The 13,290-nt window shown below is 67.4% G+C and carries 10 protein-coding genes; 1 reads left to right on the top strand and 9 read right to left on the bottom strand.

From position 1 onward, the window contains the following. Positions 1-44 precede the first annotated feature (44 nt). The 6 genes from AB0H61_RS23900 to AB0H61_RS23875 all read right to left on the bottom strand — a co-directional run bounded on the left by AB0H61_RS23900 (position 45) and on the right by AB0H61_RS23875 (position 8,765). Positions 45-206 carry a hypothetical protein gene (locus AB0H61_RS23900; RefSeq protein ID WP_357308051.1) on the bottom strand — a complete coding sequence of 54 codons (162 nt, stop codon included), beginning with the start codon at positions 204-206 and terminating at the stop codon, positions 45-47. Between the two features lie 268 nt (positions 207-474). After that, positions 475-3,915, bottom strand: a complete 3,441-nt coding sequence (locus AB0H61_RS23895) for an arabinosyltransferase domain-containing protein (protein ID WP_357308049.1) — start codon at positions 3,913-3,915, stop codon at positions 475-477. 158 nt (positions 3,916-4,073) lie between these two features. After that, positions 4,074-6,086 (bottom strand): galactan 5-O-arabinofuranosyltransferase, encoded by a 2,013-nt coding sequence (locus tag AB0H61_RS23890; RefSeq protein ID WP_357308336.1) that lies wholly within the window; start codon positions 6,084-6,086, stop codon positions 4,074-4,076. Positions 6,087-6,269: 183 nt separating this feature from the next. Further along, positions 6,270-6,512 (bottom strand): hypothetical protein, encoded by a 243-nt coding sequence (locus tag AB0H61_RS23885; protein ID WP_357308047.1) that lies wholly within the window; start codon positions 6,510-6,512, stop codon positions 6,270-6,272. Between the two features lie 49 nt (positions 6,513-6,561). After that, entirely contained in the window at positions 6,562-7,323 is a 762-nt protein-coding gene (locus AB0H61_RS23880; RefSeq protein ID WP_357308045.1) for a decaprenylphospho-beta-D-erythro-pentofuranosid-2-ulose 2-reductase, read from the bottom strand. Beyond that, complete coding sequence (locus AB0H61_RS23875) at positions 7,320-8,765, bottom strand: FAD-binding oxidoreductase (protein WP_357308043.1); 1,446 nt, start codon at positions 8,763-8,765, stop codon at positions 7,320-7,322. The genes AB0H61_RS23880 and AB0H61_RS23875 overlap by 4 nt, the downstream gene beginning before the upstream one ends. A gap of 86 nt (positions 8,766-8,851) precedes the next feature. Between AB0H61_RS23875 and AB0H61_RS23870 the strand changes: the two genes are divergently transcribed. Then, a complete protein-coding gene (locus AB0H61_RS23870; protein WP_357308042.1) occupies positions 8,852-9,385 on the top strand; it encodes a GtrA family protein in 534 nt (177 codons plus the stop codon). A 90-nt stretch (positions 9,386-9,475) separates the two neighbouring features. Here AB0H61_RS23870 and AB0H61_RS23865 read toward each other — a convergent pair whose 3' ends face one another. The 3 genes from AB0H61_RS23865 to AB0H61_RS23855 form a co-directional block, all read right to left on the bottom strand. Continuing rightward, positions 9,476-10,117 carry a pyridoxamine 5'-phosphate oxidase family protein gene (locus AB0H61_RS23865; RefSeq protein WP_357308040.1) on the bottom strand — a complete coding sequence of 214 codons (642 nt, stop codon included), beginning with the start codon at positions 10,115-10,117 and terminating at the stop codon, positions 9,476-9,478. A gap of 233 nt (positions 10,118-10,350) precedes the next feature. Continuing rightward, a complete protein-coding gene (locus AB0H61_RS23860) occupies positions 10,351-12,522 on the bottom strand; it encodes a molybdopterin-dependent oxidoreductase (RefSeq protein ID WP_357308038.1) in 2,172 nt (723 codons plus the stop codon). Between the two features lie 204 nt (positions 12,523-12,726). Further along, entirely contained in the window at positions 12,727-13,221 is a 495-nt protein-coding gene (locus AB0H61_RS23855) for a hypothetical protein (protein WP_357308036.1), read from the bottom strand. Between the last annotated feature and the right edge of the window lie 69 nt (positions 13,222-13,290).

Raw genomic sequence — 13,290 nt, 5'->3', positions numbered from 1 at the left:
GAGGAGGCGGCCGCGCGCGTCTGCCGACGCGTCGTCGCGGGAGGTCACACGTTCAGCATGCGCCGCCCGAGTTCCCGGCGCAGCACCTCTTGGGAGGGCAGACGTCCCAACACCCGCAGCACCGCCGGGCGTAACTCGCGCTTCTCCTCGTCGGTGAGCAGATCGACGAGATCGCGCAGATCCATGTCATCGAAGGCTCCTGTCATAGCGCACTACATTACGGTCCGAGCCGGTGCTTCGTCCGGCATTCCGATCATCGGTTACTGAGCTGTCACCTGAGCGAAACGCGTACTGTATCAGTGGAATTCGCATTCCGCCCCAATGCTGGTCGGTTCGTGCGGCGCAATACTCACGAGGCATGCCACAGTGCACTGATCGGCAGAGCGCGAAACTTCGGTCCGAAGGGCACGGTCTGGGACCCGATGGCCGCACTGACGACCGAGCTTCAGCACGTGGCTGCGGTTCGGTCGATCGTTACCGGACCCGGATCGGGTCCTGCTTCGACCAGCCGTTGCGCTGCACGACCATGACGTCGATGGTGGCCGGATCGGCGGCCTGGTCATACGGCGTGAACTGCTCGAGGGAACCCCAGTCGCGGGACCAGTCGTGGTCCAGATATGTGGGGACGGTCTCGGACTTCAACAGCAGACCGGTCCAGCCGAGCGGACCGCCGCCGATATCGTCCTGCCAGGCGTTGGAGGCGTCGGAGCCGACCCGGTCCGGCAGGATGCGCCACTTCGGGACCTCGGCCACGCCGTTGTGGTGGTCGAAGGGCCGCTGGCAGGGGAAGGCGAGGCCGACATGCCAGTCGAGCAGCACCGGATCCTGTGAGCCGACTACCGAATTCAGGGTGGACAGCCGGGGCAGCCGAGGCGGCGTTACGGCCAGCCACTGTTTGGGGGTGATGTCGTTGTCGACCGCGACCAGGCGCACCGCGTTCACCTCCGCGGGCAGCTGGTCGAGCGGCACCCGCAGGTTGCGCCAGGACGGGGCGCCCCCGATATCGAGCGGGTCGACCGCGCCGAGCTTCGTCACCTCGCCGTCGCCGCCGCGAACGCCGTACTCCAGGTGTAGTTCCTGGCCGTAGGTGAGTACGCCGTCCGCGTCGACGGACCTGATCCGGCCCGCGGCGGTGATCGCGAGCACCCGGTAGGCCGGGTCGTTGCGCATGCTGTCGGTCAGATCGAGCCGGTACCACTGTGAGGTGAGCTCGGCCTGTCGCTGCTCACCCTCCTGATAGCTGCCCATGATCGGGGTACGCGCCGGGTCGAGACCGAACGGCAGCGCCATCGTGCTGCCGTTGATACCCGCCTGCGCGCTGGTGCCGCCCCCGGTGCCGGCGCCGGTGGTCTTGGTGGTCTTATTGGCGGAGTCCTTGTCGATGGAGTTGGCACCGCCCGTCACCGTCTCCTCCGCATCGGCGGTGAGGTCGGCCGCCACCCCGTTCGGGGTGAAACCCTTCGACTTCTCGGACAATCCGTCGGCGGGGGCGCCGGTGTAGGGGAGCAGCAGTGAATCAGCGGTATCGGCCTCCACCAGTACCTCGTTGGCGAGCGCACACGAATCACCGCCCAGCGATTCGGCATTCGACTTCGCGATCGAGTACGCCGGGTACTGGGTGAGCGCCGCCTTGGCCAGCGACGCCACCTCGAACAGCACGAGGAGCGCCGCCGCGATGGTCAGCGGCGCCGACGCGAACCGGCCGAAACGGCCCGGGGCGGCGGGCTTTCGGTACGGCTCGCGATAGTGCAGCCAGATCGCCCACAGCAGTGCCGCCGCGCTCAGTCCGAGGAACAGCGTCGACAGGCCCTTACCGGCGATCAACGGCGCCTTGTCCCACCACGGCACGCCGTAGCTGGAGACGTACCACCAGCCGTTGGAGCCGGTGAACGTGATCGCCAGCAAGAACAGCACCGCGGCCGCGAACAGCGCCCGGTTGCGCGGTGAGCGAATACCCGCGCTGCCCACCGCGACCGCCGCCAGCGCGGCCAGCGAACCGGCGAGACCCGCGTACACACCGAAGTGGTGCGTCCACTTGGTCGGCGTGAACATCATCAGCAGCAGCGACGCGAAAACGATGCCGAGGATGCGCACCGACGGTCCGCGGGAGGTGCCGGGAATGCGTCCCTTGCGCAGCACCTGGAGCACACAGACCAGCAGACACAACAGCATGAGCAGTACGCCGAAGCGCCGCGCCAGCGACCCGTCCGGGGAGAGCATCAGCAGCGAATCCCACCGGGTCCGCTCATCGAACCAGGCCACATTGGGTCCGACGATGGTGCGGACCCGGGTCGCCTCCATGACGGTGGCCAGCGTCTGGTCCGCGAAAACCGCGATCAGCACCAGGGTTCCGGCGGCCAGTCCGGGCGCCAGCAGCGCCGCGTAGCGGAAGAACAGGCCACCACGCGACGCAGACTCGATCCGTGCGGGCGGTCGCGCCGCGGTCTCGGAATCCGGCTCGCCACCGGACGCGTGCGCGTCCGCCGCGATCTGCCGCGGCAGCGCGCCCTGCGCCCGCTTGACGATGATCTCCAGCACCGGCCGCGATCCGGCGATCAGCGCGGCGATACAGATCAGCCCGGTCGGCCCAGCGGCCAGCGAGAACCCGGCGATCAGCACACCGATCGCGCCGGGAAGCAGGCGGCCGGTGGCGATGGCGCGTTCGATCGAGCACCAGGTGAGCAGTGCGCCCGCCGCGATCAGCGGCTCCGGGCGCAGACCATTGTCGTAGGGGAGCCAGAAGGCGAGGAAGACCAAGCCGGCCGTCCACAGCGCCACCATGTCACGGCGCACCCGGGCGCCGAGGCGAGGCAGCACCTCACGGCTGATCACCAGCCAGCACACCACCCCGGCAGCCAGCGTGGGCAGCCGCATCCACGGGCTGGCGTCGGAGACCTTCGTCATCCAGGCCAGCACCTCGTAGGACCAGCCGAACGGCGCCTCCGGGACCGCGAACCACCGGTAGTAGTTGGCCATATAGCCCGAATGTTCCGACGCCCTGGCCATATTCAGGATGTAGCCATCGTCGGAGGTATTGGCGCCGATGACATGCCAGAGCACCAGGATGCCGAGGATCACGCCGTCGGCCGGGCCGAACCGCCACCAGTGCGCGGGCAGGAAGCGCCGGGCCCGGCGGCCGTCGGAGGTGTCCAGCAGGTGCAGCGCGATCAGCGCGATAATCGTGCAGACCGCCGCCGCGACCATCGCGATCAGCTTCAGGACCGTCGGCGTCGAGGAGAAGCGCGAGTCGATATCGAGGTGCACTCGGGCGCCGTCGAGCTGGTCGGCGGTCAGATCGGTGAAGATGCCGGCGACCTGTGGGCGGATATCCCGCGGCAGCGTATTGCGGAACGGGGTGCCGTCCTTGCGCCGTACCCCGGTGAATTCGACGGTGGTCGCGGCCGCGGTGGAGTCGAGGACGATCGCGGTGCAACCGCCGATCTCCTCGACCGGAGCGGCGAGCAACGGGATATCGCGCTGCAATACCGAGAGGGTGCCGTCGGCGACCGAGACGACCAGGCCCTTGGTCGCGGCGTTGCCGGAGGCGATCGGAATGGTCGACAGCAGTGTGTGCGACTTCGCGCTCTGCTGGGTGGTCGCACCGGGTTCGGCCGCGGCGCCCGGTTCGGTCCCGTCGCTCGGCTGCCGTGTTCCCGGTTCGGCCGGACCGCCGGGCTGCGCGGCGCTGGTCAGCATCGAACACGGCAGCGTGGCCGTGAACCGCAGTGGCTCATACGACACCAGCGCCGCTTCGACGCTGGTGCTCTTGTCCGCCTGGGGCCAGTCCAGCGTGGCCTGGTCCTGTCGCACCGGCAGCAGCGGTGTGAGCAGCGCCAGCACGAATCCGAGAAGCCCGGAGACGAGGGCGATCAGGCGGTAGCGGTTGAACGCTGGAGTCGATCGGTCCGGTCGCACGGGGGTTCATGCTAGCCATCGCATCCTGTGACCGCGGCTACGAGATCCTCTGCGGGCTACCGCCGGTCCGTGCGGCAGGGCCGACGAGGCTGTTCCCGAATCGCCGCGCTCGACCTCCGATGGCGCATAAACCACCTTCGGGGTCGCGGTGGCCCGGACTATCGCTCGACGGTGACCAGGGTGAACGGTCCGATATCGGTGGCGGTGAAGGCGGGATCGGCGAAGAGCTTCTTCGGGAAGGCCACGGTGTAGCGCTTGACGTTCGGATCGTTGGGGTAGACGTCCTCGGCCAGGCGCAGGGTGTAGTTGTCGCCGCTGCGGCGGAAGAGGAACGCGTCGGGCGCGCGCCACGGGGAGGCGGCCAGCGCCTCGCGCAGCGCGGTCGAGGAGTCCAGTTCGCTCCACCCCTTGATGGTGGCGGCGCGACCGGCGAAGTCCGCGAGCTGGTTCGAGTAGTGCGAGGTCAGGGCTTGGAATCCGAAGTACGGGTAGAAGGAGAGGAAGCTGGTGTCGGCGGTCAGCACCACTGTTTCGTCACGTGGTCGCCCGGTTCGCGCCAGCAGCGCCGCATCCACCTCGCGGTAGTACGACACCGCCGAAGGCGGGCGCTTATCGGCGCGCTGCCCGTTGCCGTCGGTATCGGTGTAGGCGGTGGTGATCTCCGGAGCCAGCACATGAGGGATGTCCTGGCTGAAGGCGAGCGCGCCGATAACGGCCAACGCCACGACCGCGGCCCGGAATCGGCTCGGTTCGTCGAAGGCCCGGTAGATCGCGCGCGCACCCTCCACGAAACCGAACGCACCCGCCGCGGCCAGCAGAACGCGCAGCGGCGCCTCCAAACGGAACGACAGCAGAGTGGTTCCGGCCGCGGTCGCCAGCATCGACAGCAGCGTCCACAGGTAGATCGCCACCACCCCGATGCCGAGCGCTTGCGCCCGCCGCGAGGATCCCGCGCGCACCACCAACCACACGGTGCCGATCAGGCACAACCCGCCGAGCAGCGAGAATTCCGCCATCGGCAGCGGCAGTTCGGCACCCGATTGCGGCAGATAGTGCAGCGCGGTCCCCGAACTCGCTGTCTTGGTGCCGAGCACCTTCAGCAGATAGGGCAGCCAGACGATCAGCGCGATCACACCCGAGATCACGCCGATCGCGACCAGCCGCACCAGCGGCGGCAGCGCGGCCCGCCACACCGGACCCGCACCGCCCGAGCCCGCCGCGGCCCGCCGCTCCCGCACCGCGAGCCAGGCCGCGAGCAGCCCCATCAATCCGATGGCGAACGCGGCGACCAGGAAGTAGAGGGTGTAGAACGTCGCGGCCAGCCCGAGGAACAGTGCGGTGCCGACGACCGCGCCCCAACCGCCCGCGGTCGCCGCCCGGGACCCGCCGTCGCCGCTCGATCCGGCCGACCCGGAGGCGCGCTTCGCGTCCGATGCGCCATCGTCGGCGGAGCTTTCGCCGACCCGGACGCTCCGCTCGGCGGGCCGATACAGTGCGCCCCAGGCCAGTACCAGCGCGGGCGGCAGCAGCAGGACGATCACGGCGCTGTAGGCCTCGGGCGCGGCGAAGGTGATGGCGACCGCGGTGGTCGCCGCCGTCACCCCGACGGCCCAGTCCGCGCGAATCAGCTCGGACCACAGCACCAGCGCGAGTACCGCGGCGACCGCGAGCGAGCCGATCGCATACGGCTTGAAGGCCTCCCAGCCGTCCATACCCAGCACATTCGCGACACGTCCGCCGACCCAGAACCACCCGGCCGGATAGAACGGCGGCAGGTCGATGTAGGTCATATCGCGCAGCGCGGCACTGTCGGTGAGCCGCGTCAGATACTCGGTGCGGAACTCCTGATCCACCGAGACCCCGAACAGATACAGCTTGGTCGCGGCCAGCGGCATTCCGAGCGTCACCGTGACGAACGCCGAAATCCCCGCCCAGGAAAGCACTTTCGCGAACCACGGCCACTTGCGCAGGCGAATCAGTGCGATGGCCGCCACCAACATGATCGCCGCCCCGACCTGCCCGACGGTCGTCAAGGCCCGGGTCACGTTCGAGGAGTTGAACGCGGGCCAGTCCACCATCGAAAACGCGACCAGCCCCACAGCGGCCACCGCGACGGCCACCAGAGTCGCGAGCACCGCCTGTGCGATCCCGGACCCGATGCGCCGGGCCAGCACCGGCGTCCGCCCGCCGGTGCTGAGAGAGGAGATCTCTGGCTCTGTCAGGGTGGTGGTGCCCAACGGTTAACTCCATCCGTCATCGCGCAGAACAGCCGTGTACCGCGGCATCCGCGGCAGCGGAGCCCCGACGATGGTATCGACCGGTGCATCAGCGATGTCGTGCGAGCGACTCTTCGATCACTCGTTCCCGCCGAGCTCGCGCCGGAGAACCGACTGAGAGGTCGATGCGAAGTCCGGCGCGGCCTCGACGGAACCCACGAAGGAAAGGCGGCGCCGGGGAGCTTCTTGCTGCTCCGAGACAACATGGTGGCCATGGCTGGCGACCAGTCGCAGAACGACAGGACGAAGCGCCTGTCGCTCCTCTTCGGTCAACAGGCCGACCAGCTCGCTGAAATCCATATCGTCGAAGGCCGCCGTCACGAGCACAAGGCTACCTGGCGGGACCGCGCTCGCAGCGGCTCGACGTCGCTCAGATGGGGAGTTTGCGGAAGATCGGGCGCGGGATGTGGCGCAGGATCATCATCACGAAGCGGAAGGCGCCGGGTGCCCAGATGAGCTCCTTGCCCTTCTGTGACGCGGAAACCGCGAGCGCCGCGATATCTTCCTTCTCGACGGTGAGCGGAGCCTCTTTGACGTGCGCGGAGAACCTGGTGCGCACCATGCCCGGCCGGATCACCAGCACGCGCGGGCCGTAGGAGCGCAGCGCTTCGCCGAGGCCGAGGTAGAAGCCGTCCAGACCGGCCTTGGTCGACCCGTAGACGAAGTTCGAGCGCCGCACCCGCTCACCGGCGACGGAGGACATGGCGATGATCCGCCCGAAGCCCTGCGCCTTCATCTTCTCGCCGACCAGCACACCGACCGACACCGCCGCGGTGTAGTTGATTCCGGCGACCTGCACGGCCTTGCGCTGGTTCTGCCACAGCTCTTCGGGGTCGCCGTCCAGGGCGAAGGCGACGATGGCCACATCGACGTCGCCGCCGTCCCAGGCCGCGTCGATGACCTTCGGATGGCTATCGGTATCGAGCGCGTCGAAGTCGATGACATCGACCTGGCTCGCGCCGGCGGCCTTCATCTGGGAAACGGCTTCCTCGCGCAGCGGATCGCCCGGCAGCGCGGCCAGGATGATCCGCGCCGATCCCTTCTTCAGGTACTCCGAGCAAATCGCCAAGCCGATCTCCGAGGTCCCGCCCAGCAGCAGGATGGTCTGCGGGTTGCCTACGGCATTGATCACTGAAGCTCCAGCCTTCTCGCCATATCGGACATGAAAACGCCTGTGGGGTCGACACTTCGGCGGATCTTGATCCACTCGTCGATCCGGGGGTACATCTTGTGGAAGGTCTCGGCGGTGGTGCGCGAGTCCTTACCGGTGTAGAGCCGCCCGCCGAATTCGAGCACTCGGCGGTCCAGATCCGTCACGAACTCGTTGAGTCCGGGGGAGATCGGGAAGTCGACGCAGATGTTCCAGCCCGGCATCGGGAAGCTCAGCGGTGCCTGATTACCCGGCCCGAAGAGCTTGAAAACGTTGAGGAACGAGTAGAACCCGGACCGCTGGATGTCGACGATGATCCGCTTGAATTCATCCACCGACTCCGGCGGCACCACGAACTGGTACTGGAGGAAGCCGTTGGAGCCGTAGCCGCGGTTCCACTCGCCCAGCATGTCCAGCGGGTGGTAGAAGGCCGTCAGGCTCTGCGGCTTATTGCGGTAGGTGCCGGACTTGCGGTACCAGAGCTCGCCGATCGGGGTGAAGGTGTACTTGTTGGCCAGCCCGTTCGGGAAGACATCCGGCAGCGTCAGGAAGGTCCTGCCGTTGAACCGCAGCGGATCCTTCTGCAACTTCTTCGGCAGCTGATCCACCTTGGCCAGATTGCCGCGGGAGATGGCGGCGCGGCCCAGCTTGGGCTCGGGGCTGATCGCGTCGAACCAGGCGGAGCTGTATTCGTAGCGGTCCTCGGAGCCGTCGCTGTGGAAGGCGATGGTGTCGTCCAGCGTCGGGGTGACGTCGCCGTCGGCGATGAAGTACGCGGTCTCGGTCGGCGTCATCTCGATGGTGGCGCGCAGGATGATGCCGGTCAGGCCGCAGCCGCCGATGGTCGCCCAGAAGAGTTTGGCGTTCTTGCGCGGCGTGATGTGCTGCACGGTGCCGTCGGCGGTGAGCAGATCCATCGAGCGCACGTGATTGCCGAAGCTGCCCGCGCTGTGGTGGTTCTTGCCGTGGATATCGGAGCCGATGGCGCCGCCGATGGTGACCTGGCGGGTGCCGGGCAGGACCGGGACCCACAGCCCGAACGGCAGGGCGGCCTTCATCAGCTGATCCAGATTCACACCCGCGTCGACATCGACGATCCGGGTGTCCCGGTCGATGCGGTGGATCTTGTTCAGCGCGGTCATATCGACGACGAGGCCGCCCGCGTTCTGGGCGTTGTCGCCGTAGGAGCGGCCGAGCCCGCGCGCGATCACGCCGCGGCGCAGGTGGGCGGGCTTGCCGTCATTGTCCTCGGCGACCATGGCTACTGCCTTGGCGATCACTTCCGGATCGCTGGTCGAGAGCACTTCGGCGGAGGTTGCTGCGGTGCGACCCCACCCGGTCAACGCCCGAGTCCGCGTGGGCAGTGCGTACGCGGACTCGCTGTCACCGGTTGTCGTGGTGGGGGTCGAAGCTTTCGTGGACATCGGCATAGAGGCTACAGGTATCAACGAACATCGGGCCGATGTCGCCGTACTCGCCAGTATGGGATCTATCTCTCGCCACTAAGCTCATGGCCGTGTCAGCCGAACCCCACCTCCCGCTTCCGGCGGAACTGCCGCCGGTCGACGAGCCGGCCAGCGCGAGCGACGGGCCCGCAGGAGGCAGCTTGCGTAACCACGAAGGGCCCCGGGAGCGCTGTGTCGACGACAGCACGAATGTCGACCTGAAGACGCAGATCATCCGGTTCACCGTTACCGGTGGGTTATCGGCCGTTGTCGACTACGGGCTATATCTGTTTCTGAAGATCGTGGTTGGGCTTCCCACGAGCGGGGCCAAGGCCATCAGCTTCGTCGCGGGCACCACCACCGCCTACCTGATCAACAGGCGCTGGACCTTCCAGGCGCCGCCGAGCCGGGCCCGCTTCCTCGCGGTGGTCGCCCTCTACGCGACTACCTTCGGCGTCCAGGTCGGCCTCAACCAGCTGATGGTCAATTGGCTGGGTGAACAGGCGTGGCAGCTGACGGTGGCCTTCGTCGTCGCACAGGGCACCGCCACCGTTATCAACTTCGTCGTGCAACGAGCGGTCATCTTCAAGATCCACTGAGCCCGTCGCCCCGGCGGAGGCCGGGAGCCGGTATCGCTTCGGCGTGCGTCACCTACCCGGTTCCCGGTCTCCGCGAGGACGACGGTGCGCTCAGTGGTGTGCCAGGGCGGGCGCGGTGGCATCGGCGTCCTCGCGCCGCCCGGCCTTCGCGCCGAAGTAGTCACCGCCCTTGGCGCGCACATTGTCGGTGCCCCAGTCGCGCTGTTCGCGCTTGGCGGGCACCAGGTGCGGGATATGTTTGCGGCAGTGGATGTAGGCCTCTTCGACATCCACCACCACCCAGCATTCGGCGGCGCGGCCCTTCACGTTCGCAGGCAGCTCGGGCACACAGCGGCGTAGCGCGACATCGTCGACTATGCGGGCCGAGCCGTTGATGTGCAGGCCGATGAGATCGCGCACGAAATCGATTAGCAGGATGCCTACGTGGGGATTCTCCAGGATATTGCCGAGGCTGGCCATGACGCCGTTGCCGCGGTACTCGGGATAAGCAAGTGTGCGTTCGTCGATGACGTGCAGAAATCCGGGCAGCCCCGCGCGGAAGCTGTTGTCGCATTCGCCGTGCTTATCGGCCGTGGCGATGAACGCCATCTCCATCCTGGCGATGAATTCGATCATCTCCGGATTGAGTCGATCGAGCACCTGATCCGCGTAGAAGCGGCTGGCCCGGTCTTGCGTGCCGTACCTGTCCTGCAGTTCGTGTTCGCCGTCACTGCCATAACGCGTACCGGGCAACTGAGCCCCCTCGGGTAGCCGGAATCCGGATGACAGGTTCGACGTTGAACCTATGACTTTGACCGAAATCCAGTCCATTTTAGTGGAATGAGCCGGGCATAGCTACGAAATCCATGTTGAGAATGCACCGAATGTCGAGTTAGCGCAAGGGTTTCCACAAGTTTGCTCCAATCCGACCGGCCGGAATATTTTGTCCGGTCGGCGAAGCAATAAAGGGGACTGGATGTTTCGGATCAGGCCGGAATCAGGGTCACCGGAACACCATTGAACACCGCGTTGCCCGACGGCGCGTCGATGACCGAATCATCGGTCAGCACATTGGCATTGACCCCGGCGTGCGCCCTGGCGACCGACTGCGCGCTGTCGGTGTGGCCCCAGCCGTGCGGCAGGCTGACCACCCCCGGCATGATGGTCTCGGTCGGCTCCACCGGCACCGTCAGCATGCCCGCGGCAGACTTCACCACGGCCTCCTGTCCGAGTCCGAGCCGCTCGACATCGACCGGGTTGATCTGCAGCGTGCACCGATTCGAGCCGCTGACCAGTGTCGCGACATTGTGCATCCAGCTGTTGTTGGAACGCAGGTGGCGTCGTCCGATCAACACGAACTCCGGTGCGGCGTCGACGAGGCGGGCCCGCATTCGCTCGACATCGGCCAGCAACTGCGGCGGCGCCAGCTCGACCCGCTTCGACGCGGTCCGCAGCACGCCCGGCAGCCGGGGTTGTAGCGGGCCGAGATCGATGCCGTGTGGATTGTCCAACAGCACCTGCAGATTCAAGGTGCCGCCGTTCCATTCGCCGTGCGGCCCGAGCCGCAACATCATGTCGATGCGCCGCTCGGTGCTGTCGGCGCCACGCAGTTCCGGCCGCCGATCCGGTATCCCGGCCTTGTGCAAGGTGCCCGCGATGATCATCTCGTCCAGCGCGGCGAGCGGATCGCCGGTATGCGGCTGGCCGGTCAGTGCCGCGCCGAGCCGGGCGAGCACCCCCGCCTCGGAGGGCCGATCACCGAGCGGCACCAGGGGACGGGAGTACCTGGCGTAATTGCGCACCGCGAATTGCAGCAGTGCGAAGTCGTAGTGCGGGGACTGAAGCGGCCGCGGCGGCGGCAGGATCACATCGGCGTACCGGGTCGTCTCGTTGACATAGCGGTCCACGCTGACCATGAACTCCAGCCCCGCGAACGCCTCGTTCAAACGGGCGCTGCTCGGCGCGGAGAGCACCGGATTCCCCGCGACGACGACCGCGGCCCGGATCTGCCCCGCACCCGGGGTCAGGATCTCGTCGGCCAGCGTGGCGACCGGCAGTTCGCCCATTGTCTCGGGCAGACCGCGCACCCGGCTCGTCCAGCGTCCGGTCCGGAACGGTTTGGTGCGGTTGATTCCGCCCGCCGCGGCGGTGGCGAACATGGCGCCGCCGGGCGAATCCAGATTGCCGGTCAGCACATTGACGACCTCGACCAGCCACTGGGTGATGGTGCCGAATTCGGCGGTGCAGGTGCCGATGCGCGCGTACACCGCCGCCGTCGGCGCGGCCGCCAGCTCGCGAGCGATCCGGCGTACCGTCTCCGCGGGCACGCCGGTTCGCGCCGCGACCACATCCGGGGTGAATTCCGCGGCGGCCGCGCGCAACTCGTCCAGGCCTTCGACCTCGACGCGAATATCGGTCAGCTGCTCGGTCAGGAGCGTATGCACGATCCCGAACAACAGATAGGCATCGCTGCCCGGTCGGATGAACAGGTGTTCGTCGGCGAGCTTCGCGGTACGGGTGACCCGCGGATCGACCACGACGAACCGCCCGCCGCGCCGGCGCAGTGCCTTCAGGCGCCCCGGGAAATCCGGTGCGGTGCACAGTGATCCATTCGACTCCAGCGGATTCGCGCCCAGCATCAGCAGGTAGTCGGTGCGATCCAGATCCGGCACCGGCACCGTCAGCGGATCCCCGAACATGAGGCCGCTGGCCACCTGCTTGGGCATCTGATCGGCGGTGCTCGCCGAATAGATATTCTTGGTGCCCAGCGCCCTGGTCAGCACCGGAACGTATAGTGTGCCCGCCACGGTGTGCGCATTCGGATTGCCCAGATACAGGGCCGCCGATTGCTTTCCGTGCTCGGCCACGATCGCCGGAAACCGCGCTGCGATGTAATCGAATGCCTCGTCCCATGACGCGGTGCGCCAGGTGTCGGTGGCGCGATCCCGGATCAACGGTTCGGTCACCCGATCCGGATCCTCGTCGAGGTGTCCGAGGCTGGCGCCCTTGGGACAGATGAAGCCCCCGCTGAACGGATCCTGCTTGTCGCCGCGCACCGATGTGACGTGATCATCGGGGTCGAGGGTGATCTCGAGTCCGCACACCGCCTCGCACAGCGGGCAGGTGCGCAACAGGTTCCGGGCAGTGATCTGGGCCATAGGCTAGATCATCGCGCACGATGCGGTTGAGTCAACAGTGTTCAAAAGGAAAAGACCGGTACCCGCGTAATGGCGGATACCGGTTGGAGCGCCGGCCAACCCCTGCGGGGGGAGGTCATTCGCCCGATCGGACATGGGTCAGGTGTAGACCCGAACGCAGGTCTACCAGGTAGAGCTTTCGAAACGCGCCGGCCCGGCCGGAGCTCAGCAGGCGACGCTGGTCAGGGTGGAACCGGCGTTGCGCCGGGCCAGCGAGGCGCGGACGGCCGCACCGAGCGCGACGACCGGCGGCAGCCAGCGAGCCTCGTGCGGAGCGACGCGCCACTGGGCCGCACCCGCGGCGGAGACCTGGGTGGGCGGCAGGGCGATGCCCGCACCGTCGGTGTAGACGACGCAACCGGCCTCGCGCAGCGCCTCCAGCGCCATCGCGGCCTTGCGCAGGCCGGTGACCAGGTGGATCTCGCGCCGCTCTTCGCCCGGGATCTCGATCACGGGGCCGGAGAGGTTGTTTGCGCGCAGGAAGCGGCGCACATCGCCGGCGAGCTCGCCGGCGACCTCGATGCCGGACACGTCCTCATCGGTGATCAGGCAGATCCCGTTGGCCGTTTCGGCGACCGTCCACCCGCGCTGGATGTAGTCCTGCGCTGCAGCGGTCATGTCAGCCGCCGAGACGGAAGTGGTGCGCACTGTTATCTCCATTCCCCGATAGATCTGGGTCCTGCGTTCATGGGGCCTATCGACGCGGGGTGGCCCGGGCGTTACGGCCGT

It is taken from the genome of Nocardia sp. NPDC050710 (assembly GCF_040654375.1).
GTDB lineage: Bacteria > Actinomycetota > Actinomycetes > Mycobacteriales > Mycobacteriaceae > Nocardia.
Note: the sequence above shows the minus strand (reverse complement) of the source record. Positions and strands in the feature narration are given on the sequence as shown.